Origin of the sequence: Dactylosporangium sp. CA-092794 (assembly GCF_050948465.1) — a bacterium.
GTDB lineage: Bacteria > Actinomycetota > Actinomycetes > Mycobacteriales > Micromonosporaceae > Dactylosporangium.
The window spans coordinates 8219828-8243618 of record NZ_CP192044.1 but is presented as its reverse complement, the minus strand read 5'-3'; the positions used below and the strand labels follow the sequence as shown (position 1 = coordinate 8243618).

21 protein-coding genes are annotated in these 23791 nt (G+C 69.9%); 7 read left to right on the top strand and 14 right to left on the bottom strand.

Annotation, left to right across the window (positions count from 1 at the left end; all coding sequences use genetic code 11):
- Positions 1-129 precede the first annotated feature (129 nt).
- Positions 130-972 carry a helix-turn-helix transcriptional regulator gene (locus tag ACQPXD_RS35270; RefSeq protein WP_432825676.1) on the bottom strand — a complete coding sequence of 281 codons (843 nt, stop codon included), beginning with the start codon at positions 970-972 and terminating at the stop codon, positions 130-132.
- A 119-nt stretch (positions 973-1091) separates the two neighbouring features.
- Here ACQPXD_RS35270 and ACQPXD_RS35265 point away from each other — a divergent pair, with 119 nt between their 5' ends.
- Positions 1092-2147: an aldo/keto reductase gene (locus tag ACQPXD_RS35265; RefSeq protein ID WP_432825674.1), complete on the top strand. Its 1056-nt coding sequence runs from the start codon at positions 1092-1094 to the stop codon at positions 2145-2147.
- 195 nt (positions 2148-2342) lie between these two features.
- Here the strand turns inward: ACQPXD_RS35265 and ACQPXD_RS35260 are convergent, their stop codons facing one another.
- On the bottom strand, positions 2343-3455 hold the full coding sequence (locus ACQPXD_RS35260; protein ID WP_432825672.1) for an amidohydrolase family protein: 1113 nt from the start codon (positions 3453-3455) through the stop codon (positions 2343-2345).
- A 284-nt stretch (positions 3456-3739) separates the two neighbouring features.
- Here ACQPXD_RS35260 and ACQPXD_RS35255 point away from each other — a divergent pair, with 284 nt between their 5' ends.
- On the top strand, positions 3740-5140 hold the full coding sequence (locus ACQPXD_RS35255; protein WP_432825670.1) for an MFS transporter: 1401 nt from the start codon (positions 3740-3742) through the stop codon (positions 5138-5140).
- Between the two features lie 9 nt (positions 5141-5149).
- On the opposite strand, the gene ACQPXD_RS35250 is transcribed toward ACQPXD_RS35255, so the two are convergent.
- The 5 genes from ACQPXD_RS35250 to ACQPXD_RS35230 form a co-directional block, all read right to left on the bottom strand.
- On the bottom strand, positions 5150-6706 hold the full coding sequence (locus ACQPXD_RS35250) for a long-chain-fatty-acid--CoA ligase (protein WP_432825668.1): 1557 nt from the start codon (positions 6704-6706) through the stop codon (positions 5150-5152).
- A 61-nt stretch (positions 6707-6767) separates the two neighbouring features.
- Positions 6768-7640 carry an alpha/beta fold hydrolase gene (locus ACQPXD_RS35245; protein WP_432825666.1) on the bottom strand — a complete coding sequence of 291 codons (873 nt, stop codon included), beginning with the start codon at positions 7638-7640 and terminating at the stop codon, positions 6768-6770.
- Positions 7641-7738: 98 nt separating this feature from the next.
- Positions 7739-8866 (bottom strand): zinc-binding dehydrogenase, encoded by a 1128-nt coding sequence (locus ACQPXD_RS35240; protein WP_432825664.1) that lies wholly within the window; start codon positions 8864-8866, stop codon positions 7739-7741.
- On the bottom strand, positions 8866-10686 hold the full coding sequence (locus ACQPXD_RS35235; protein WP_432825662.1) for a flavin-containing monooxygenase: 1821 nt from the start codon (positions 10684-10686) through the stop codon (positions 8866-8868). Before ACQPXD_RS35235 ends, ACQPXD_RS35240 begins: the two co-directional genes overlap by 1 nt.
- Positions 10687-10698: 12 nt before the next feature.
- Positions 10699-11736 carry an SDR family oxidoreductase gene (locus ACQPXD_RS35230; protein ID WP_432825660.1) on the bottom strand — a complete coding sequence of 346 codons (1038 nt, stop codon included), beginning with the start codon at positions 11734-11736 and terminating at the stop codon, positions 10699-10701.
- Between the two features lie 102 nt (positions 11737-11838).
- Here ACQPXD_RS35230 and ACQPXD_RS35225 point away from each other — a divergent pair, with 102 nt between their 5' ends.
- Positions 11839-12708: a helix-turn-helix domain-containing protein gene (locus ACQPXD_RS35225; RefSeq protein ID WP_432825658.1), complete on the top strand. Its 870-nt coding sequence runs from the start codon at positions 11839-11841 to the stop codon at positions 12706-12708.
- 27 nt (positions 12709-12735) lie between these two features.
- On the opposite strand, the gene ACQPXD_RS35220 is transcribed toward ACQPXD_RS35225, so the two are convergent.
- Both ACQPXD_RS35220 and ACQPXD_RS35215 read right to left on the bottom strand, forming a co-directional pair.
- Positions 12736-13515, bottom strand: coding sequence for a helix-turn-helix transcriptional regulator (locus ACQPXD_RS35220; RefSeq protein ID WP_432825656.1), 780 nt, complete (start codon positions 13513-13515; stop codon positions 12736-12738).
- A gap of 224 nt (positions 13516-13739) precedes the next feature.
- The gene (locus ACQPXD_RS35215) at positions 13740-14600 is read right to left on the bottom strand and encodes an NAD(P)-dependent oxidoreductase (protein WP_432825654.1); all 861 of its coding nucleotides are present in this window, start codon (positions 14598-14600) and stop codon (positions 13740-13742) included.
- Between the two features lie 337 nt (positions 14601-14937).
- On the opposite strand from ACQPXD_RS35215, the gene ACQPXD_RS35210 reads away from it, so the two are divergent.
- Positions 14938-16023 carry a hypothetical protein gene (locus ACQPXD_RS35210; RefSeq protein ID WP_432825652.1) on the top strand — a complete coding sequence of 362 codons (1086 nt, stop codon included), beginning with the start codon at positions 14938-14940 and terminating at the stop codon, positions 16021-16023.
- A 119-nt stretch (positions 16024-16142) separates the two neighbouring features.
- Here the strand turns inward: ACQPXD_RS35210 and ACQPXD_RS35205 are convergent, their stop codons facing one another.
- Entirely contained in the window at positions 16143-16436 is a 294-nt protein-coding gene (locus ACQPXD_RS35205) for a hypothetical protein (RefSeq protein WP_432825651.1), read from the bottom strand.
- 314 nt (positions 16437-16750) lie between these two features.
- Between ACQPXD_RS35205 and ACQPXD_RS35200 the strand changes: the two genes are divergently transcribed.
- From ACQPXD_RS35200 to ACQPXD_RS35190, 3 genes are all read left to right on the top strand, one after another.
- Positions 16751-17614 (top strand): zinc-binding dehydrogenase, encoded by an 864-nt coding sequence (locus ACQPXD_RS35200; protein ID WP_432825649.1) that lies wholly within the window; start codon positions 16751-16753, stop codon positions 17612-17614.
- 20 nt (positions 17615-17634) lie between these two features.
- The gene (locus tag ACQPXD_RS35195; RefSeq protein WP_432825647.1) at positions 17635-18165 is read left to right on the top strand and encodes an NADPH-dependent FMN reductase; all 531 of its coding nucleotides are present in this window, start codon (positions 17635-17637) and stop codon (positions 18163-18165) included.
- Positions 18166-18273: 108 nt separating this feature from the next.
- Complete coding sequence (locus ACQPXD_RS35190; RefSeq protein WP_432825645.1) at positions 18274-19809, top strand: GMC family oxidoreductase; 1536 nt, start codon at positions 18274-18276, stop codon at positions 19807-19809.
- Positions 19810-20200: 391 nt separating this feature from the next.
- On the opposite strand, the gene ACQPXD_RS35185 is transcribed toward ACQPXD_RS35190, so the two are convergent.
- From ACQPXD_RS35185 to ACQPXD_RS35170, 4 genes are all read right to left on the bottom strand, one after another.
- Positions 20201-20776, bottom strand: coding sequence for a helix-turn-helix domain-containing protein (locus tag ACQPXD_RS35185; protein WP_432825643.1), 576 nt, complete (start codon positions 20774-20776; stop codon positions 20201-20203).
- Complete coding sequence (locus tag ACQPXD_RS35180) at positions 20773-21339, bottom strand: TetR/AcrR family transcriptional regulator (protein WP_432844082.1); 567 nt, start codon at positions 21337-21339, stop codon at positions 20773-20775. Before ACQPXD_RS35180 ends, ACQPXD_RS35185 begins: the two co-directional genes overlap by 4 nt.
- A complete protein-coding gene (locus tag ACQPXD_RS35175) occupies positions 21339-23018 on the bottom strand; it encodes a purine-cytosine permease family protein (RefSeq protein ID WP_432825641.1) in 1680 nt (559 codons plus the stop codon). Before ACQPXD_RS35175 ends, ACQPXD_RS35180 begins: the two co-directional genes overlap by 1 nt.
- 89 nt (positions 23019-23107) lie before the next feature.
- Positions 23108-23791 carry an ATP-binding cassette domain-containing protein gene (locus tag ACQPXD_RS35170; protein WP_432825639.1) on the bottom strand — a complete coding sequence of 228 codons (684 nt, stop codon included), beginning with the start codon at positions 23789-23791 and terminating at the stop codon, positions 23108-23110.

The window sequence follows — 23791 nt, the reverse complement described above, 5'->3', positions numbered from 1 at the left end:
ACAGCGGCAGATCAGTGCGCACCGGCAAGTCCATTGCCGCCCTCATACTCTGATGAGCCGGACTCAAACAAGGTTTTGGCGACCCCGGTCCGTGCGCCGTCCGCGATGGACAAGATCCCAAGACAGAACCTAAGCGGCTGTGGTCGCGGACAGCCGGTCCAGCGCCGCCCGGCTCGCGTCGTCCGCGGGGCGGCAGATGACCAGGTGCTGGTCTTGGTCGCCGAGCGGTGCGAGCGTCTCAAAGTGCACCGAGAACGTGCCGACCTCGGGGTGCCGCACGGTCTTGCTGCCGCGGCCGTTCGATTTGACGTCGCCCTCGGCCCACACCCGTGCGAAGTCCTCGTCGGTGCTGAACTCGGCGATCAGGTCGGCCAGCGCCCGGTCCTGCGGGTGCGCGGCCCAGGCGGCGCGCACGTGGGCGACGCCGTCGCGGAGGACGTGGTCGCGGTCGAGGTAGTAGTCGCGCATCTCCGGGCGCATCAGGCACAGCCACGCCGAGTTGTGCCGGGCGGGCGGGAGCTGGGTGTCGAAGTCCAGTTGGAGGCGCGCCATCTCGGGATTCCAGGCGAGGATGTCGAAGCGGTGGTTGATCAGCATGGCGGGTAGCGGCGACAGGTCGGCCACCAGCCGGGCCAGCGGCGCCGCGGCGGCGGTGGCGGCGGAGTCGCCGGCTGGTCGGGAGCGGTGGCGGGCCAGGTCGAAGAAGTAGGCGCGCTCATCGGGGGCCAGCCGGAGTGCCCGGGCCAGGGCCTCCACCACGTTCGCGGAGGGGTGCAGCCCGCGGCCCTGCTCCAGCCGTACGACGTAGTCGATGCTGATCCCGGCCAGTTCGGCGACTTCTTCGCGGCGCAGGCCCGGGGTCCGGCGGGACTGCCGGCGCTGCGGGAGCCCGAAGTCGTGCGGGTCGAGGCGTTCGCGCCGGGCCCGCAGGAACGCGCCCAGCTCGCGGGCCGGATCAAGAGTGTCGCTCATCGAGGTCGATGCTAGCGCGCGAGTAGGACCGGCTTTCCCAGGAAGTGCTCTCCCTTATCCCCGGCTCGTGGCGGTCGCAGACTTCTGCCGACAACCGCACGAGTTTCAGGAGCACAACGATGTCGGTCACCCTCGACAACTACCGCCTGCTGGGCCGTTCCGGTCTGCGGGTTTCCCCGCTGGCGCTGGGCACGGCGACCTTCGGCACCGAGACGGGCTGGGGCGCCGAGAAGGATGATGCGCGTCGGCTGTTCGACCGCTACGTCGAACTCGGTGGCAACTTTCTCGACACCGCGGTGGGCTACGGCAGCGCGGAAAGCCTGCTGGGCGAGTTCACCCGCGACCGCCGGGAGAGCCTGGTGCTGGCGACGAAGTACTCGACGCTGCGCCGGCCCGGCGACCCGAACTCCACGGGCGGCTCACGCAAGAACCTGCTCGCCTCGGTGCACACGAGCCTGCAGCGGCTGGGCACGGACTATCTCGACCTGCTCTACCTGCACGTGTGGGACTTCACCACGCCGGTCGAGGAGATCCTGCGCGGCCTGGACGATCTGGTCCGGCAGGGCAAGGTCCTGTACGTTGCGATCTCCAACACCCCCGCCTGGCAGATCTCGCGTATGCAGACGATCGCTGACCTGCGGGGCTGGTCACCGCTGGTCGCGCTGCAGCTCGAGTACAACCTTCTCGAGCGTACGGGCGAACGTGACCTGATCCCCATGGCCCGGGAGATGGGACTGGCCGTGATCCCCTACTCCCCGCTGGCGGGCGGGCTGCTGGCCGGCAAGTACAGCCGCGCCGACGTGGCCGGAGTGGCCTCCGGCGACGGCACCCGCAAGGGGTTCAACTTCGCCGCGCTCGGCACCGTCACCGAACGCAACCTCGACGTCGTGGACGTCCTGAAGGAGGTCGCCGCCGAGCTGGGCTGCACCCCCGCCCAGGCCGGGTTGGCCTGGCTGCTGCGCAACCCGGACGTGACCGCCCCGATCATCGGCGCCCGTACCCCCGCACAACTGGAGGACAACCTGGCCGCCCTGACGGTGGACCTCACCGTCGCGCAGCTGGCCCGCCTCGGCGAGGCCAGCGCGATCGATCCCGGCCAGCCACACGCGCTGCTCGTCGGCGACCACATCGGGAACGTGATGCGCGGCGGGATGAAGATCCAGGCCAGCCGCTGATCACGCCCGTGGCCGGCCGCGCCGGCAATAGGCGGAGTCAACATACCTGAACCGGGCGACTGACGGAGTGCACTACTCTCGGCTTTTACGCGCTCGATCCGTCCGCTGTGGATGATGGCTGCTCGCTGCGCGCGTTCCGCCGCTCTTACCCTCCGAGGGCGAGCCGGGCGTGGAGAGGTCACGTGACCCGCGATACTACGACTGCTTGGCCAGGCGGGCCGGGGTCTGCTCGATGCCGCCGCACCAAACGCGGGTGATTGACCGCACGGCCCGGATGTCGTGCAGCGGGTCGCCGTCGACGAGCACCAGGTCGGCCCGCCGGCCCGGCGCGACGACGCCGCGGTCGGTGAGGCCGAAGTGTTCGGCGGGCAGCACCGTCGCGGCGCGCAACGCGTCGACAGTGCTGAGGCCGGCGTCGACGAGCAGTTCCAGCTCATGGTGCAGGCTGTCGCCGAACGTGAAGTCCCCCGGCGCCTCGGCATCCGTGTTGGCGTCGGTGCCGGCCAGGACCGGCACGCCGGCGCGGTACGCGGCGGCGACGCTCGCCCGCGCGCTGCCGTAGCTTGCGCCGGGCATCGCCCACTCCGTCAGCATCTGCGGCGGCGTCGACGGCCCCGTCAACGCCTCCATCATGACCAGCGTGGGGATCAGCATCCGGTCCGCGGCCGCCATCCGGTCCGCCATAGTGCGATCCAGCGGCCGGTCCAGCGGCGTGTGGGTGAGCGCGTCGGCCCCGGCCGCCAGCGCTACCTCCGCGGCCTCGTACGACAGGGCGTGCGCCACGACGAGCCGCCCGAGTCCGTGCGCGGAGGCGACGAGCGCGTCGACGGTGGCCGGGTCGGGGCTGGGCCCGGGCAGGTCGATCAGGATCTTCAGGAAGTCGGAGCCCTCGGCGAACCGTCGGGCCACGAACTGCTCCGCTTCGCCGGCGGTACGGATCAGGCCGCGCTCGCCGATCTCCGGGATATGCGAGTGGATGCTGCCCGGGGCGAGCGCGGCCGTGCCAGCGCTGCGGATGTCGGTGAGCCCGCGGATCCCGCGCATCGAGTCGATGAACTCCGGCGGGGCGTTGGCCATGTCCAGGGCGGTGGTCACCCCGAAGCGCACCAGCCGTTCGAGCGCGGACCGCCCGCCGAGGTGTAGGTGGGCGTCGGTCAGCCCGGGCAGGAGTACCGCCCCCGCGCCGTCAACGACAATCTTGGCGCCCGAGGCGTCGGATCCGATGCGGTCGCCGTCGAGCACCACCGTGCCGAGCGGGAGGAGTTGCCTGCCGTCGAACACGCGGACATTGCGCAGCGCAGTCTTCATGGGCCCGCACGTGCCCCGTTTCCGTGCCGATGAACACCCGCCGGGCGACGGAAGGGCGGCTGCAGTTGCGATGAGGCCTTCGATCGGCTCGCCCCGATGCGTTTCGGCGCCGACGGAGCGCCGGGTGAGGTGCCGGGTGGGGCACCCGTCCCTCGACGATGCACGGATCGCGCGCCGGCGCCAGCCCTCAAGGGTGGATCGACGATCCATGGATGCCCCTGCGGTCTCGTCGGTACAAACGGTGGCGGTGACCCGCACCACTCCCGCCGACGAACAGGACGAGCATGACCATCACCTCGCCCCTCCGCCCGCTGGCTCCCCGCGGTCTCGCCCTGGCGGGACTGGCGGCCTCATACCTTCTGGTCGTCCTCGACGTGGCGATGACGAACCTCGCCGGGCTGGCGATCCGTGCCGGCCTGAACCTCTCGGCCGCGGAACTCACCCTGGTGGCGAGCGGCTACCTGGTGTCGTTCGCCGGCCTGCTGCTGCTCGGCGGCCGGCTCTCGGACGTGCTCGGCGGCCGGCGGATGTACCTGATCGGCATGGCCGTCTATCTGGCGGCGACCGTGTTCTGCGCGCTGGCCGTCAGCGGGCCGATGCTGATCGCGGGACGGATCGGGCAGGGAATCGGCGCGTCGCTCCTGGTACCGGCCGCGCTCGCCCTCGCGCTGGCGATGTCCGCGACGCCGGAGCAGCGTACGCGGGTGATCGGGCTCTGGGGTGCGGCCGCCGGCATCGGTGGCGTGCTCGGCGTCGCCCTCGGCGGCGTCGTCACCGAGGCGCTGGGCTGGGAGTGGGTGTTCTGGGCGCCGGTGCCGATCGCTGCCCTGGCCGCGGTGATCGTCGTCCGCGCAGTGCCGGCGGTGCGCGGCCGGCCGGACCGGTTCGACCTCCCGGGCGCCATGACGATCACCGGCGGCATCTCCGCCATCGCGTTCGGCGTGATCTACGCGGCGGAGAGCGGACGGAACCGGCTGACCGCGCTGGTGGTCGTCGGCGTCGGTGTCGCACTGCTGGTGGCGTTCGTGGCGATCGAACGCCGTACGGTGCACCCGTTGGTCCCGCTGGAGCTGTTCCGCCGCGGCCCGGTGATGATGGCCAGTATCATCGTGCTGTTGGTGGGCGCCACCTTCGGCAGCATGTTCTTCTTCCTGCCGCTCTTTCTGCAGCAGGTTCGAGGTCTCGATGCCGGTACAGCCGGTCTGACGCAGGCGCCGGTTGGTTTGTCGATGATCGTGGGTAGTGCGCTGTCACCCCTTCTCGCCGGGCGGCTGGGTTCGTCGCGCGCGTGCTCGTTCGGCCTGTTCATGCTGTTGGCCGGGATCGCCTGGCTGGCGTTGAACCCGTCGGCCGAGGGGGCCTCCGCGCATCTGATCGGTGCCTTCGTGCTGATCGGAGCCGGTATCGGCATCGGTCAGGTCAACGCGATCGCGATTGCGGTGCGCGATGGCGCGCACGGAGAATCCGGTCTGCTCAGCGGTCTGGTGAGTGTGGCGCAGCAGATCGGGGCCGCGATGGGGGTCGCGGCGTTGAGCGGCATCGCGATCGGGGCCGCGGGCACCGCGGACGAGATCGAGTTCACCACCGCGTTCGTCAGCCAGTGCGTGCTGGTCGCGTTGGCTCTGGTCCTCGCGCTCACCCTCGTCAACAGGGCGTCGCGGCGCCGTGCGTACCGCATCCGATGACGCCGATGTTCATGACAGTTCCCGTTTGAGGATCTTGCCGGTGGCGGTCATCGGGAGGGTCTCTACGAAGGTCACCGACCGGGGATATTTATAGGCGGCCATGTGTTCCTTCGCCCAGGCGATGAGCTGGTCCGCGGTGACGGTGGCGCCGTCGGCCGGGATGACGTACACCTTGATCTCCTCGCCGTGGCGCTCGTCGGGGACTCCGACGACCGCGGCCAACGATACCTCGGGGTGGGTCATGAGCACCTGCTCGACCTCACTCGGGTAGACGTTGAAGCCGCCCCGGATGATCATGTCTTTGGAGCGGTCGACGATGTGGTACCAGCCGTCGTCGTCGCGGCGGGCGAGGTCGCCGGTGCGGAACCAGCCGTCCCGCAGGACCTCGGCGGTGGCGTCGGGCCGGTTGTGGTAGCCCTTCATGACGTTGTGTCCCTTGATCGCGATCTCGCCGATGGCGTCCGGTGCCGGATCGAGCTCGTCCCAGGTGTCGGGCTTGAGGAGCTTCATCTCGACGCCGGGGATCGGGGTGCCGATGGAGCCGGGCCGGGCGGGCTCTCCCCAGGGGTGGAAGCTGGCGATGGGTGAGGTTTCGGAGAGTCCGTAGCCTTCCAGGATCGTGATGCCGAACTGTTTCTCGAAGTTCCGGTGTATCTCGGTGGGGAGTCCGGATCCGCCGGAGATGGCGACGCGGAGACCGGCGGCCAGGGCGGCGACGTCCACGGTGCCGTCGAGGGCGCCGAGCAGGCTCCAATACATGGTCGGTACGCCGGCGAAGACGGTCACCTGCTCCTTCAGCATCAGGGTGAGGGCGGTCTTCGGTTCGAAGCGGGGGAGCATGACGACGGTGCCGCCGGTGGCGAACGCGTTGTTCTGGATGACGGTCTGCCCGAACGAGTGGAACAGCGGCAGGACGCAGAGGAACCGGTCGGGGCGCTCCGGGTCGGCGGCGAACAGCTGTCCGCTGACGAGGGCGTTGTCGCGGATGTTGCGGTGCCGCAGTTCGGCGCCCTTGGGCCGGCCGGTGGTGCCGGAGGTGTAGAGGATCACCGCGATGTCGTCCTCGCCGACCGGAACGGCGGCCCGGGCGCCGTCGACGCCGGCCAGGGCCTGGTCGAGGGTTTCGACGCCGTCGACGGCCGGTGGCGCGGCCGGATCGGCGGTCAGGAGAAAGAAGTGTTCGCAACCCTCCGTTTGCACGAAGCCGGCGTGGCCGTCGGCACCGATGGGCAGTTCAGCGGTGCCTTCGAAACAGCAGTACGCCTTCGCGCCCGAGTCGGCCAGGTGGTAGGCGATCTCGCCCGCTTTGAGCAGGATGTTGAGCGGGACGACGGTGCCGCCGGCCTTGAGGATGCCGTAGTAGACGATGGGGAAGTACGGCAGGTTGGGGCAGGACAGGGCGACCCGGTCGCCGGGCCGTATCCCGCGCGCCACCAGCAGGCCCGCGACTCGGTCGGCGGCGGCGTCGACCTGGGCGTAGGTCAGGCGGTGCTCCCCGCTGACGATCGCGATCCGGTCCGGGTAGGCGGCGGCGGTTGCTTCGAGCAATGACGTGACTGTTCGCATGACGTGTCTCCGAGGTCATTGGAGCGGTGGACGGTCGCCGGCGCCGAGCATCGCGACCGCGCTATTCGCGCGAAGCCGCAATCGCGTTGGCTGCCATCGCCTCGGTGATCTCGTCCCACAACTGGGGCGGCAGATCATGGCCCATGCCGGGGAAGGTGAGCAGGCGCGACCCTGCTACGGCGTTGGCCGTGGCTTGGCCTCCGCTGAGGGTGATCAGCGGATCATCCTCGCCGTGGATGACGAGGAACGGAATTCGCACATTTCCCAGGGCGTGCGTGCGGTCCGTCGCGGAGAGGATTGCCGCCAGCTGGCGGGCAAGTCCATCGGGAGCGTAGGAGCGGTCGTAAGCGGCGGCGGCCCGCTCCCGCAGCACGTCATCGCCCGCCGGGTATTTCGGGGATCCGATGGTGCGGCCGATCTCGACGGAGCGAGCGATGGCGTCCTCCCGGCTCGATCCGGCCGGCTGCAACAGTGCGCCGGCCGCCGCGTCGGTCGGCGCCCCGACCGTCGGGTCGCCGGTGGTCGACATGATGGAGCAGGCGGACGCGACCAGTTCCGGGTGCCGGATCGCCAGCGTCTGCGTGATCATCCCGCCGAGCGACATGCCGGCCACGTGAGCCCGCTCGATCCCGAGATGGGTCACTAGGCCGGCGACGTCCTCGGCCATGTCCTCGATCGAGTACGTGACCGAGGAGAGGTCGCCGCCGAGCACGGAGATGATGTCCGGCCGGCCGTCGAGCTTGCCGGACAGGCCGCTGTCGCGGTTGTCGAGGCGGATGACGTAGAAGCCGTGTTCGCGCAGGAGGTTTACGAAACCCGGCGCCCAGATGGTGAGCTGCAGGCCGAGGCCGGGGATGAGCAGCAGCGGCGGGTCGGCGGGGTCACCGTCGGTCACGTATTCGATGTCGACCCCGTTGACGTGGGCGCTAGGCATCAGGCACTCCTCAGAGCATCGAGCTTGGATGTGGTGGGCGCGCGCCGGGCCGGCCCTGATCGGCGGGCAGGCCCGGGCGTTTGATCAGGACGCCGGCGTCAGGCGGCGTGGGGTGTGATGAGGTATTTCTCGCCGGTCGCCCGCTTGGTGTAGGCGCTGATGGCTTGCGGGTTGAGCGCCTGTGCGAGCGACAACTCGCCGGTGTAGTGGCTGGCGAACGTGGTCGTCAGTTCCGCCGCCACCCGGCCGAGCAGCGTTCGCATGTCGCCGCCGAGGCCGGCGAGGAACGGCGTGAGCAGCCAGCCGCTGAGGCCCCAGGCGAAGCCGTAGCTCCTGGTCAGCACCATCGGGCTGGGGTCGAGGCCGCCGTAGACGTACACCTGCTTGTGTACGGTCGATCCGTACCCGGAAAAGGGGCCGGTCGTGCTGGCCGCCACCTCCATGGCGGTGAGGATCTGACTGGCCAGCGCGCCGCCGCCGGTGGCGTCGAACGCCAGCGTCGCGGAGGTCGCCGTGACGGCGGCGATGAGGTCATCCATGAACGTGCGCGCCGAGGTGTCACAGACGAACTTGGCGCCCAGCGACCGGAGCAACTCCGCCTGCTCGGGCCGGCGGACGATCGATACCAACGGCACGTCGTCCCTCAGGCACAGCTTGACCAGCATCTGGCCGAGGTTGGAGGCGGCCGCGGTGTTCACGAGCCCGGTGTGACCCTCCCGGCGGAGGGTGGTCACCATGCCCAGTGCGGTGAGCGGGTTGACGAAGGACGATGCCCCGTCCTTCGCCGTCGCCCCGTCGGGCAGTGGCAGGCAGAATGCCGCGTTGGCGACCCGGTAGTGCGCATACGTGGCGGTGCCGCCGAGGGCGACGGTCCGGCCCAGCAGTGCCTCGGCGCCGGTGCCGGTGGCCACCACCGTGCCGGCGCCTTCGCTGCCCGCGGGCAGCGACGTGCCGACGCGTCCCGCGAGCCGCCGCACCGCTCCGTCGGCCAGCGGCGCGGTGACGACGGGCCGATCGGCCGGACCGGAGAAGTCCGCCCTGCTGAGGTCGGCGCCGGCCAGAAAGTGGATCATGTCGGTCGGGTTGATGGGTGCCGCGTCTATCCGGACGAGCACCTCGTCGTCGGCGGGGACGGGCAGCGGCACTTCGACGAGGGAGAGCTCGAGCGTCCCGTCCGCGGTGACCAGGCTCCGCAGTTCCAGAGACGTGGCGGGAAGCTCGGACATCAGTGCGTCTCCTCGTCGGCGGGGGAACGGAACTCGAGACCCTCGTACCGTCCGGTGTTCCGCCATTCCTCGATGTAGAGGAAGTACTCGGCCGAGCCGTCCGGGTAGCGGGACCCGTTGAGCAGTTCCCGGCGGCCGAGCGGGCGGCCCTCGTTGTTGTAGTAGCCGGGCGTGCAGTCCGCGCTGTAGATCATCGACGTGGTCGGGTCGAGCAGACGGTCGATCCACGCGGCCTGCGCGGCTGCGGTCGGCTCGACCTGCACCGCACCGATGGCGTGCGCGTGGGCGATGACGGCGGCGGCGGTGGTGCCGGCCTCGATCAGGTTGTGGGTGACGTTGGAGATCAGGTTGGCCGCCTGTCCGGTCTGGATGACGAACAGGTTCGGGAAGCCGTGCACGTGCAGGCCGTGCAGCGTCACCATCCCGTCGCCCCACGCCTTCGACAGCGCCAGGCCGTCGCGGCCGACCGGATCAAAACCCGACCTGCGCTCGTACGGCGTGCCGAATTCGAAGCCCGAGGCCAGGATCAGGCAGTCCAGCGGGAAGTGCTCTCCGCTGACCCACACCCCGGTGGCGTCGATCCGCTCCACGCCCCGGCCGTCGGTGTCGACCAGGTGGACGTTCGGCTGATTGAACGCGTCGAGGTATTCGTCGTGGAAGCACGGGCGCTTGCACAGCTGCCGGAACCACGGCTTGAGGGCCTCGGCCGTGGCCGGATCCTGAACCACGGCGTCGATCCGGGCCCGGATCTCGTCCATCTTGTCGTCGTCGGCAAGTTCGTAGATCTTGCGGAACGACTGCGGCGTGAAGTCGGCGGCCTCGGCGACGATCCGGTCCCGGATCCGGATGGCGATGTCCGTCCACCCGTCCATGACCAGGTCCTCGTCGGCGAACCCGCCGCCCTGCAGCGTGGCGAAGTTGAGCCGCCACTCGCGTTGCCAGCCGGGGCTCAGCGTGCCGAACCACTCGGGGTCGATCGGGTGGTTGTCGCGGACGTCGACCGAGGGTGGTGTGCGCTGGAAGACGAACAGGGAGCCGGCGTCGCGGGCCAGCCGCGGAACGCACTGGACCGAGGTCGCCCCGGTGCCGATGATCCCCACCCGTTTGGTGGCCAGTTCGGTCATGGGCGCGCCGTCGGGGGTGCCGCCGGTGTAGTCGTAGTCCCATCGGGCGGTGTGGAACATCTTGCCGTCGAACGTCTCGATGCCCGGGATGCCGGGCAGCTTCGGCCGGTTCAGCGGGCCGGTGCCCAGGGTCACGAAGCGGGCGCGCAGTTCGTCGCCGCGGTCGGTGCGGACCAGCCACCGGCTGCGCCCCTCGTCCCAGACGAGGTCGGTGACCGTGGTCGAGCACAGGGCGCCGTCGTCGAGGCCGTACTGTTGGGCGATCCGCTGGGCGTGGGCGAGGATCTCGGGGGCCTCGACGTACTTGGCCGAGGGGATGTGTCCGGTCTCCTCCAGCAGGGGCAGGTACACCATGGCCGCGGTGTCGCACATGGCCCCGGGGTACCGGTTCCAGTACCAGACGCCGCCGAGGCCGCCCCCTGCCTCGACGATGCGCACATCGGTGATCCCGGCCTGGACCAGGTGGGCGCCGGTGACGAGGCCGGCGAACCCGCCGCCGACGATCACGACATCGACGTCCTCGACCACCGGGTCCCGCTCGACCCGCGGGGTGTAGGGGTCGGCGGTGAAGTGCGCGAAGCGGCCCACCGGCTCGATGTACTGGTCGTTGCCGTCCGGGCGGATCCGCTTGTCGCGCTCCTGCCGGTATCGCACCCGCAGATCGGGGCGGCCGTCCGTTGATATGTCATCGGTCATTGCTGGCTCCGGTTACTTGGTCTTCACGAGGTTCTTGGCGACGAGGCTCTGAGCGGCGGCGACGATGGCCTCCTCGGGACCGCGGGGCTTCCAGCCGAGCACCCGGCGGGCCTTCTCGTTGGAGGTCTTGCGCGAGTAGCCGAGGTCGGAGGCGATCTCCCGCATCTGCGCGTTGAACCGGGCACCGGCCTTCACGGCGAGGTCCGGGATGGTCCGGGTCGGCACATTCGCGGCGGCGGTGCCGACATGTGCCCGGATGAGGGCGCCGATCTCCTTGAACGGCACCGCCGGGCCGTTGGAGAGCAGGAACCGCTGGCCGGCGGCGTCCTTGGTCGTCATCGCCAGGATGTGGCCGGCGGCGACGTCCCGGACATCGACGATCGGGAAGTACAGGTTCGGGTAGCCCGGGATGTCGCCGTCGAGGAGCCGCCGGATGATGTTGTTGGACCCGGAGACCTGATGGCCCATGCCCGGTCCCATGACGGCGACGGGGAGCACGGTGACGAGCTCGGTCGGGCTGCCCTCGGACCGGATGAAGTCCCAGGCGGCGCGCTCGGCGACGGTTTTGGCTTCGCCGTAGGCGTCGACGTCGGGGGCGCCGACGACGGTCCAGTCGTCCTCGGTGAAGACGTGGTCGTCGTGCGGGTGACCCCAGCCGACGGCGTGGAACGCCGAGGTGAGCACGACCCGCTTGACGCCGGCGTCGTGGGCGGCGCGCAGCACCCGCAGGGTGCCCTCGCGAGCCGGGACGATCACGTCGTCCGGGTTGTCGACGTGCCCGGGCATCACGGGAGACGCGACATGCAGCACGAAGTCCACGCCGGCGACGGCATCCGCCCACCCGGCGTCGCCGGTGAGATCGGCGGCGGCGAAGCTCAGCGCGTCGCCGTTGACCATGCCCGCCTCGGTGAGCACCTCCCGGACAGCCGCCTCACGGTCCAGCGACCGGACGGTGGCGCGAACCAGGTAGCCCCGCTCGAGGAGCTGCAGGATGCAGTGGCCGGCGATGAACCCCGAGCCGCCGGTAACGAGAACGCGTTGCTGTGTCATAACCGGAATGTTTCCGAACGCGGTGGGCGCCAGCCAGGCCCCCAGCGTTACCGGTAGCGGCGGGACCAGGAACAATGCGGTCGTCGGCACTACCGTGAAGGGGTGACCGACGAACAGAATTTGCTGGGCGTCTTCCTGCGCGCCCGGCGCGAACTGGTTTCCCCGGAACAGGTCGGCATCCCCGTGCAGGGCATGCGGCGCGTGCGCGGCCTGCGCCGGGAGGAAGTCGCGATGCTCGCGGGGATCAGCGCCGAATATTACCTGCGCCTGGAGCAGGGCCGGGACCGCAAACCCTCCGCGCAGGTCCTCGAGTCGATCGCCAAGGCGCTGCTGCTGGACGAGGAGACGACCGCGTACCTGACGAGTCTCATCGCCGGGCGACGCCCGCGACGGCCTCGCGCGCCCCGGGAGGTCGTCCCGCCGGGCGTCGCGAAGCTTGTCGCGGCCATCAACATGCCGGCGTTCGTCGAGGGTCGCTACCTCGACGTTCTGGCCGTCAACCCCCTCGCCACGATGCTGTCGCCCCGGCTTGTCGTCGGCACCAACCGGCTGCGCGACCTCTTCCTCGACCCCGCGGAGCAAGCCCTCTTCCCGGACTGGGAACTGGCCACCCAAAGCCTGATCGCCGGCTTCCGCGAGGCCGTGGGCACGGACATCGACGACCCGCGCTTCATCGAGCTCGTCGGGGAGCTCTCGCTGGCCAGCGCGCGTTTCCGCCAGCTGTGGGCACGCCACGACATCAAGCCCCGGCAGAGCGGCCGGATGCGCTTCGACCACCCGCAGCTGGGCTCGGTGGTCGTCAACCACGAAAAGCTCGCCATTCCCGGCGCCGAGGGCATGATGCTCGTCATGCTGCACGCGGACCCCGGAAGCGAGGATGCCGAGAAGATCGCGCTGCTCGCCTCGGCGACATTGCCTTCGGTGGGTATCGACGGCCACACCGCCCACACCGCTCGGACCCGCGAGGCCTGACTCGATCGAGATTCATCCGTCTGCCGATCACCAGATGCTGCTCCACGCGTGCGGGGCGCCGATCGCGGACAGCAGCCGCAGCTTGTCGTAGCTTTCGCCGCCGGGGGCCGCGGTGTAGACGAGCAGCAGGTGCGACTGCCGGGGGTCGTGCAGCACCTGACAGGTGAGTTCGAGCAGACCGAGCTCCGGATGCACGAAGCGTTCCACGCCGTCGAAGCTTGCTCCGACCTCGTGCTCGTTCCAGAGGCCGGCGAACTCCCGGCTCTGCGCGAGCAACAGGTCCGCCAGACGAGCAGCCTTCGATCCGGGCCCGCGAACGGTGGTCAGCCGGCGGGCTGCCGAGACGAAGACGCGGGATATGCGGTCGTGGTCGTCGGGGTGGTAGACGGCGCGGCTGGCCGGGTCGGTAAACCACCGGTAGGGCAGGCTGCGGGCCGGGCCGGAATACTGGGTGGTGTCGCCGGTGAGGGCGACGTGCAGGTCGGTTTGCCGCAGCGTCTCACCGAGTTCCGTGATGATTTTGGCGGTACTGTCGGCGAGCCGGTCGAAGATGTGCAGCAGCCCAGGACTGATGTGTTCGCTGGTCGTGTCTCGCGGCGGCGGGTTGTGACCGGCGAGCCGGAACAGATGGTCGCGTTCCTCCAGGGAAAGGTGCAGGCCCTGGGCGATGGAGGCGAGCAGGCCTAAGGACGGGCGGGGTCCGCGTTCCTGCTCGAGCCGGCAGTAGTAGTCGGTGGACAGGTAACAGAGCCGGGCGACCTCTTCGCGGCGAAGCCCGCTGGTCCGGCGACGTTGTCCGCGCGGCAATCCGACGTCTTCGGGTTGAAGCGACTCTCGACGGCGACGGAGGAACTCGGCAAGTCCAGCTCGATCAATCATGTCTGGTTCCCGCGGGATTGTCGGAGATGCTCCGAGAGAGCGTTTGTTCCATGTTTCTCGAAGCAGCAGGCGGCAGCCAGGCCCCTGCCGTTACTGGTAGCGGCGGGGTCAGGCGGCCGCTTCGGACCGGCGTCCCCGGCACCCGAGCGGTGTCATCGAGCGGGGTGTGGGTCAAGGGTGTGCACTACGTCGAGGAACCGCTGTGCGCCGGTCACGGCCCGCGCCGTGACCGGCGCGGTGTCCAGACCGAGGTCGGCCATCGCGGTGTCGAAGAGCTCCATGTCCAGCAGCTCGACCTGTGTCATGTGCGTGACCCGCGCGTCGAGATCCTCGAACCCACGGTTCGGGAGCAGCTGCAGCATCCGGCTCGACCCGCTGCTGAGCTTCACCGCCTCGAAGACGGGCGCGGGGTCGACGCCGGCGGCCGCCAGCAGGTCGAGAATCTCGGCGACGTTCGCCCGGTTCATCATCATCACGGTGTTGTTGATCAGCTTCGCGAGCTGCCCGGTGCCGGTCGGGCCGATGTGGAGCACGTGAGCGGAGAAGGACCGGAACACCGGCTCGCACCGCTGCACGACGGCGGTCGCGCCGCCGACCATGGTGGTCAGCGTGCGCGCCTCGGCGCCGGTGCGGGTGCCGCTGACCGGCGCGTCGAGGAACCCGACCCCGCGTTGCGCGCAGAACGCGGCCATGTCCTGCGCGGCCTTCGGGGTGCCGGTGCCGTGGTTGACGACCACCGCGCCCGCACGCAGATGGCCGGCCAGGCCGTCGGTCACGAGCGTCCGGACGTCCTCGTCCGTGCTCACGCAGAGGCCGACGATGTCGCACGCCGCGGCCAGCGCCGGCACATCGTCGTGCGCGACATAGCTGACATCGCCCAGGGCTCTCAACGACTCGGGTCGCCGTGCCCAGACGTGCAGGGGAAACCCGGCGTCGGCGATGGCGATCGCCATCGGCAGGCCTTGATCGCCGAGCCCGATGAAGCCGACATGCGGCAGGCCGTTGCTGCTCATCTGTTCGCCGGACCTTTCTCCACGGTGTCGGGTCAGTCTCGGCCGGCCCGGCCGGTGCAGGCAGTACCCTTGCGTTCCTGGTAGGCCGGGTACCAGGCTGGCAGCGTCGAGGACGTGGGTGTACCACTCGTCGGTGGTCCGGGCGTCAGCGTGGCCGAGAAGATCTTTCTCGTTGATCGGTCGCGCACTTTGACTGGGCCTGGAGTTGAGACGCCTCCCGGCTACTCGACCTTGGTTCGTCGCAGATTATTCAGATTCAACCGATAGGCCGATTGAGTGCGACGAGCTACCCGGGAAGATAGGTGCGCTTGATTCTCTAGTAGCGGAGGCCGTCCCGGTGGCATCGAAAGTTGTCGTCCTGGGTCTTGGTGTCGTCGGTGCTGTGCTCGCCTGGAGCACGGTGGCCACGGCCGCAGTGCCCGCCCCGACCGTGCACGCCGGCGACGTGACCACCTGCGAGGCCGCGGGTCTGATCGGAACCGTCCTGGGCGCCGGGGAGACGCCGCCCAACGATCTTCCGCCGGACACGGGCCAGCCCGGCGTGCTCGTCGACGTCGAGCAGAGCGGGCCGGACGCAGGGCGCGAGCTCACGGTGACCGTCAGGGACGGGTACTTCGCCTCCGGTGTCGTGGTGGCCGGAGGCGGGGCGTACCACCTCTACCTCGGGCCGTTTGAGGGTCCGGAGGACCTGCCCGGGCTGGTAGCCCCGCCCGAGTCGGGGACAAGCCCGATCATCAGCCGTTACTTCGTCTGTGGCGCTGTGAACCCCGATGCGACCCCGACGGCGCATGCCGGAGACGTGACTACGTGCGCGGCCGCGGGCCTGAGCGGAAACATCCTGGTCTCCGGCGAGTTCCAGGACCCCGCAGCCCCCGATTCGTATGATTCGGTCAGCGGCACCATCGTCGATGTCGATCAGTCGCCCGGTCCGCAGGGCGGGCGCGAACTCTCCGTCATGACCGGACCCGCGTACACGCTCAGCGGCGTCGTGATCGTCGGCGGCGGCGGGTACAACGTCTACACCGGCCCGCTGACCGGCCCACTGTTCATCACGCACCTGATGCCGCCGCTGGTGGGTGGCTCCCCGCCCGTCATCCAGCGCTACTTCGTGTGTGGTGCCCCGACCGCCACGGCGACCCCCACCCCGACTGTGACCGCCACCCATACTGCGTCCCCCACCCGGACCGCGACCCCCACCCCGACCGCGACCGGGTCCGCGACCGTCAGTCCTACCGCGTCACCCGCCCCGACCGCGACCCACACCCCGACCGCGACCCCCAGCCCTACCGGGACCAGCACATCACGTCTTCCGGTGACCGGTGATTCGATTGCCAGGCTGATCGCGTTGGGTCTCGCGCTGGTCGCGGTCGGCGGACTGATCTTGCTCCTCGTGCGCCGGCGACGCACGGCTGCTGGTGAGTGATCGTGAGCTAGAAACCTGCGAACAAGAACGTCGGGATTTGTACGGGGCCGCCCGCGACGCGGCCCCTACCGCGACCATCTGGGTGCTGGCCGACATGTCACCGCTGCTGGCGTGCAAGGTCAGGCGACAGGTGGCGTTCGAGTCGCGCGGTACCTCCAGCTTCGTATCACCGGAGCCGGCGACGGCATCGATCCGCAACCGGGCCGGATGAGGCTCGGCGCGCGATCGGCGAGCACGTCGATGCCCTCGTGCGGATAGTCGTAGCCGGTGGATTTGCTGATCGCGTTGTCGCGCGCCAACTGGCGCATCCGGGCGCCGCCGAGGAACCAGCGGAGGACCGGCACCGCGGTCGTGGCAGTGGCACTCCGCACGCCGCGGCGCGCGCCCTCCTGGACGTGCGGCTGCTGCGGCATCGGTCCTTTTCCGTCGCGACCGTGATGATGTTCCTATCGGGAGTCTGCCTGTACGGCCCGCTGCTGCTCCTGTCGTTGTTCTACCAGCAGGCGCGGGGCCTGCCGGTGACCGGCTTCCTCGCCGTCGCCTTCCTCATGGTGCTGCTCCTCCCCGCGCGACCACCACGACCCCGGCCATCGGCCGGCATCACGAATCCAGAATCGAGGACCCCGACATGCGAGCCATAGTCGCCGATCACCCCGGCGCCCCCGACGTGCTGCACCCGGTCACCCTGCCCGACCCGGAGCCCGGCGCCGGGCAGGTGCGGATCGCGGTGGAGGTCGCGGCGATCACCTTCATCGACACCCTGATCCGCGCCGGAAGCTCCATCGCACCGCCCGCGACCTTCCCCGTGATCCTCGGTAACGGCGTCGGCGGCATCATCGACCGAGCGGGAGCGGATGTGGACCCGGCCTGGATCGGCACCCGCGTCGTGACCGCGACCGGCGGCAGCGGCGGCTACGCCAGCCTCGCCCTCGCGCGGGTGGCCGACCTACACCGGGTGCCCGGCGCCCTCGCCCTGCCCGACGCGGCCGCGCTGCTCGCCGACGGCCGTACCGCCGTCGGCCTGCGCGACGCCGCAGGCATCCAGTCCGGCGAGTCCGTCATCATCACCGCCGCCGCGGGCGGTGTGGGCAGCATCCTCGTCCAGCTCGCGAAAGCCTCGGGCGCTCACGTCATCGCCCTCGCCGGCGGCGGCGCGAAGCTCGATCACGCGCGGAGCCTTGGCGCCGACGTATCCGTGAACTACCGCGACCATGACTGGACTGCCCGCATCCGCACGGCGGCACCGCACGGGGTCGATGTGGTCTTCGACGGCATAGGTGCCGACACCACGGCGGCGCTGTTCGCGCTCGTCCGCCCCGGCGGGCGATATGTGCGGCAAGGGGCCGCAGGCGGGAGTTGGGGCACGATCGACCCCGGCGCGGCGGACGACAAGCACATCACCGTGATCCCCCTGTCCGCGGTCGGCACCTCCGACGATCTGTTCTCACTCACCGAACGCGCCCTCGACCTCGCCGCCCAGGGAACCATCCGGCCGACCATCGGCCAGACCTTCTCTCTCGATGACGCTGCCGCAGCCCACGCCGCCATCGAGTCCCGCAGCACGATCGGGAAGACCCTCCTGCTGCCATGACACAGCCACAACACCGTCGAATGCGGCTCGGCGTGGTCATCGCCAGCACGCGAGAAGGTCGATTCGGGCCGACCGTCGCACAGTGGTTCGCCGAGGAAGTCGAGCGGGTCGGTGCCTTCGACCTCGACGTCATCGACCTCGCCCAGATCGAGGTGCCGGCCCAACCCTTCGCCAGCCACGACGCCGCGGTCGATCTTCGAGCCCGAGTCGCCGCCGCCGATGCGTTCGTCATCGTCACCCCGGAGTACAACCACAGCTTCCCCGGCACGCTCAAGAACGCCATCGACCTCGCTCGCGAGGAATGGTTCGCCAAGCCCATCGCCTTCGTCTCCTACGGCGGGATGGCCGGTGGTCTCCGCGCCGTCGAGCAGGCGTGGGATGCCGGCGTCCGTCGCGCACGAGACCGGACATCCGAAGGACGCCGCCCGGATGTTCGCGCCGATTGTGGCCCGAACATCCGTCCACCACTCGCCGACCGCGCCGGTTATACGTACCTGATCGACCAAGTGTTCCGGCCTGCTTTTTGCGTCCGGGCGGTGGCCGACGGGTGAGCGACGGCCAGGCCGGTCGTCCGGCGAAGCATGAACGCCGAGCGTGCCGTCCTCGTCGTTAGCGGTATGTTCGATTACATCGTGGTCGGTGCGGGAAGCGCAGGATGCGTGCTTGCCGCGGAACTGTCCCGGGACGCTGCTGTCAAGGTGCTCCTGCTGGAGGCGGGCACACCCGGGCGCGGCCCGCTGTTCCGTATCCCCGCGGCGAGTCTGGTCACACAGGCCAACGGCCGGTTCTCGTACGCCTATCGGACCGAGCCGTACGGTTCCCAGGGCCGGGAGGACAGGTGGCTTCGCGGCCGGGTGCTCGGCGGCACCAGCGCCATCAACGGTTCGATGTACAACCGCGGGTGCGCGGCGGACTGGGACGCGTTGCCCGGCACCGGCTGGGCCTGGAACGACATCCTGCCGATCTTTCGGGAGCTGGAGGACCACCAGCTCGGCGCGACCGACCTGCGGGGAACCGGTGGCCCGCTGGGCGTCAGCGTCCAGAACAACGGCGAGCCGGTCAACGAGGCGTTCATCGAGGCCGCCGGCAAGCGCGGTCTCGCGCGGGTGGAAGATGTGAACGAGGGCGGCGACGAACGGGTCGGCTACACCCCGGCCACCATCGCCCGCGGTGTCCGGCAGAGCGCGAAGACCGCGTTCCTGCGTCCGGCGATGAAGCGCGCCAATCTGACCGTCCGGACCGGGGCCACGGTGACCCGCGTCCTCATCGAACGGGACAGGGCCGTCGGCGTGCTCGTCGGGGAGGGCGCCGCCGCGCAGGAGATCCGGGCCACGAAGGAGGTCGTGCTGTCGACCGGTGGCGTGGAGACGCCCAAGCTGCTGGAGCTCTCCGGCATCGGCGACGGTGCACTGCTGCGCAGGCTGGGCATCGAGGTCGTCCTGGACCGCCCCACGGTGGGCGAGAACGTCGTCGAGCACCACGTCATTCCGCTCCTGCTGCGCCTCAACCGGCCGGGGCTCGGCTACAACCGGATGCTGGGCAGCGCCGGCGGTGTCCTGCGCGTTCTCACGGCGTATCTGGTCAGACGCGACGGTTTTCTCGCCGCACCGGGCGCGCAGGTTCTCGGCTTCGCCCGCACCGAGCCGAGCGAACCCCGGCCCGACGCGCAGATCTTCATGAATCCCGTCAGCGCCGACATGGAGCGCATGCGGCTGGAGACGAGTCCGGGCGCCACGATCATCGGTGAGATCCTGCGGCCCGAGGCCCGCGGCCGGCAGCACATCACCTCCGCCGACCCGCGGACACCGCCCCGGATCGTCCCGAATCATCTGGCGGAGGACGCGGACCGCCGGCGTACCGTGGCCATGCTCCGGCGCATGCGCGACATCGCCGCGGAGGAGCCTCTCGCCGGGATGATCGAGGGCGAGACGGCGCCCGGCCCCGGCCTCCGCGACGATGAAGGGCTCCTCGACTACGCCCTGAACCACAGCATCCCCGGCTACCACACCGTCGGCGGCTGCGCGATGGGCACCGGCGACGACGCCGTCCTCGACACCCGGCTGCGGGTACGCGGCATCGGCGCGCTGCGGGTGATGGACGCCTCGGCCCTGCCGGTCACCGTCTCGGGCAACCCGAACGCGCCCCTGCTGGCCATGGCCACGCTGGCCGCGCGCCGCATCCTCGCCGACAGCTGACCCCGGCCGTACCCGCGGCGGCCGACGGGTGCGTGCCGGATCGGCTCCGACCCGTCCCGGGACCGGTCGGAGCCGGCGCAGGAAGGCACCGCACCACGGTGCAAGGATTGGCCGGAAGCGGGCGGCGGCGTGGCCGGTCCGGGGACACCGGGGCGAAACGCGCTGTGACGGCGGTTTTGCGTCCGGGTCGCCGGGTCTGTGCCGCCCTTCCGCATCGGCCTGGACGCCGTGCAGGTACCGGGGATGGTCCCGGCCCACATCGGCGCAGCTGTTGGGCGGTGTGGTGGCCGGGCCGTCGACTGGCTGATGTACGGCGCTCCGCGCAAGAGCCTGGTCCTGGGTTCGACCCGACCAGTCCGGCTTCGGACGCAGCGTAGTTCAGGCCCGGCGCCTACGGGACGACGCGGTCGCGGATGCTGTCGAGCACCGCCTCCGCTGCCCATGCGGCTGCGTCGGCGATGTCACGCCGGTCCATGCCGAACTCGCGGCGAAACGTCACCCAGGTCGCGGCGGAGTCGAGGTGGGACAGCGCCACGATGACCGCTCTGCGCTGCGCCGCGTCGAGGGATGGCACCTCGGCGTCCAGCAGCCGCTCGAGGTGCGCCCGGCCGAGCGACGGCGCCGCGCCGCTCACGCCGCGCATTGCCGTCTCGGCGACGACGTGCGCGAGCTCCGGCCGCGCGTCGTACCGCTGCATCGCGTCGCGGATCGCGAGGGGGATGTCGAAGATCGAGTGCGACTCCTCGCGGACGAACACCGTCGCCTCGATCCACGCTGCGGTCGCCAGCAGCAGATCGACCCGCGTAGGATAGTTGCGGAACACCGTGCGCTCGGCGATGCCGGCCCGGCGGGCGACGAGCCGGTAGGACACGTCGTCGCTGCCGACCTCCTCGATCAGCTCGGCGTAGGCGGCGAGGATCGCCGCTTGCGTGCCGCTCAGCGCCGGGGCGGCCATCGGCCTGCTCACGGCTCCGCCCACGTCGCGTCGGGCAGCCTCGCGAGCATGGTGCCCACGGCGCGATCAAACGCGTCGCAGATGTCGCCGGCATCCAGGTCGAAGCCCGTGCGCAGTCGCGCCCAGAACATCGCCGACGAGAAGTAACGCAGGGAGGCCGCGATCCGCCGCCGATCTCGCCGGTTGAGCGTCGGCGCCGCCACGTCGAGCATCGCCTCGATCGCACGCGTGATGTAGGCGGGCTCGGCGTCGAGCGTCAGCGAGATCGTAGCCGCCCGTGCGCCGACGTACGCGTACGCGGGCGACGCGTCGAAGGCGCGGAAGCGCTCGTGCACGGCGGCGCGGAAATCGGCCACGGTCACAAACGGCGGCAGCGGGAAATGGGTCTGCTCAATCCAGTTCGAGAGTGCCGCGAGCAGGTGCGCACGCGTGGGGTACTGCCGGTAGATCGTGCGCTCCGAGATGCCGACCTTGTCGGCGAGGGCACGATAGGAGATGTCGTCGAACGTGTGCTCACGCAGCAGAACCGCCGCGCTCGCGAGAATTGCGGTCGCGGTGTCGACCGACTCCTCCATCACGTCCCCCTGCTTCGAGCGGTCGCCCAGTGCGGGGGGCCGGTGACTTCCGGCGGAAGCACGTAGCGATCGGAATCGTCGAGCGTGAGCGCCAGCGACGAGACATACTGCACCTCGCCATGCGGTCCTCGCTGGGCCGAGGCCAGCATATCCGGCCGCTCGAACGTATACCCGGTGACATGGCAGCGGAGCCGCTCGCCCGAGGGGTTGCCGTCGTCGTCGAAGAGGGGGGAGTCGATGCCGTCGGAGCGGCGGCGGAGGTAGTAGCGCCCCCGCGTGGCGAGGGCCATGACCGGCGTGGCGACGAACGCGACGCCGATCGCGATGAGCACCGAGAACGGCTTGACGGCGGGGCCGAACAGCCCGGCGAACGCGAGCAGCGAAAGCACCGAGGCGAGCCCCACCGACACGAGCCCCACCGGATTCCAGTCGTGCAGCATGCCACGGCGGAATTCCGGGAAGCGCGGCGAGATGCGCAGCACCCACTTGTTGATCGCGATATCGGTGGCGATCGTCACGAGCCACGCCATGACGACGTTCGCGTACAGGCTCAGGACGAAGGAGATGATGGTGAAGACGTCCAGCATCATGAGCGCGTAGGCGATCACAAGGTTGAGCAGCACGAAGATCGTGCGACCCGGGTAGTGCTTTGCCACCCGGGTGAAGACGTTCGACCAGGCGAGCGAGCCCGAATACGCGTTCGTCACGTTGATCTTCACCTGCGCGACCACGATGAGCGCGAGGGCGAGGGCGATTGCGAGCCAGTCGGGGAACAGGGTCTGGTACATGCCGACGAACTGCTTGACCGGTTCGGTCGCGGAGTGCCCGAGGGTGGGATCGACTTTCACGAGGACGTAGACGGCGAGAAACACCCCGATCATCTGCTTGGTGCTGCTGAAGATGACCCAGCCCGGGCCGGACAATGCGAACGACGTCCACCACGAGCGGGCGTTCGACGGCGTGCGCGGCGGCATGGCGCGGATGTAGTCGATCTGCTCCGCCAGCTGCGGGGTGAGGGCGAAGCACACGGCCGCGCTTGAGACAACGGCGCCGAAACTGATCGAGCCGTCGGAGTTGCCGGTGAACGACGTGAAGGCGCGCACCGACTCGGGGTCGGAGAGGACGATCCACAGCAGCGGCAGCAGGGCGAGGGCGAGCCACAGGGGCGTGGTCCAGAAATGCAGGCGCTCCAGCGCACGCATGCCGTAGATGACGATCGGGATCACGACCACGGTCGAGATGAGATAGCCGAGCCACAGCGGCGTCCCCGTCGCCACCTGCAGCCCCTGCGCCATGATGGCGCCCTCCAAGGCAAAGAAAATGCAGGTGAAGCCCGCGAAGACCACGGTTGTGATGATCGAGCCGTAGTAGCCGAATCCCGAGCCACGGGCGATGAGGTCGAGGTCGAGATTGTAGCGGGCGGCGTAGTAGGCGACGGGTACGCCCACGATGACGATGATGACCGACGCGAACAGGATGCCGAGCATGGCATTGGCGGTACCGTGGTCGATGCCGATGGTCGCGCCGATCGAGAAATCGGCGAGGAACGCGATGGACCCGAGGGCTGTCGCGCCGACGGAGGCCGCGCTCCAGCGCCGGAAGGTGCGCGGCACATATCGGAAGGCATAGTCCTCGAGGCTGTCCTCCGCGGCCGCGCGCGCGTTGCCTGTTCTGCTCACAGTGGCATCCCCTCACGCGCCGGGCGTGGGGCATCTTCCGGGTTCGTTGTTACGAAAGTATTGCAGGTCCGGAAACCGGCAATGTCGGCTCAGATCGCCATGGCCGCTCGCACGGTGGAGATGGCCGCCGAGCCCCCCTCGTCGGTCTGGGTGACGAAGCCCGAGGCGAGCACGACGTATCGCTCAGCGGCCTCGAGGGCGAAGCCGATGTGCTGCTCGACGAGCAGCACGTTGATGCCCTCGCCGGCCAGCTGTACGATAGTGCGCTCGATCTCGGCGACGATCGTGGGCTGGATGCCCTCGGTCGGCTCGTCAAGGATGAGCAGCTTCGGCTCGGTGATGAGGGCGCGGGCGATCGCGAGCTGCTGGCGCTGCCCGCCCGAGAGCAGGCCTGCCTTCCTGGCCGCGAACTGCTCCAATGCGGGGAAGCGAGCCATCTGCGCGTCGATGAGGGCCTTGCCGCCCCGGCGTCCGTCGGCGACGAGCTGCAGATTCTCGAGCGTGGTGAGCTGGCCGAACGCCTGCTGGCCCTGCGGCACGTAGGCCATGCCGCGAGCGACGCGCTTGTTGGGGGCGAGCGACGCGATGTCTTCGCCGTCGAAGAACACGCGGCCCTTCGTCGGCTTGATGAGCCCGATCGCGACCCGCAGCAGCGTCGTCTTGCCGGCGCCGTTGTGGCCGAGCACGGCCACGACCTTTCCGGCCGGCACCGTCACGCCGTGCAGCACCCGTGTGCGCCCGTAGCCGGCCTCGATGTCGGTGAGCTCGAGCAT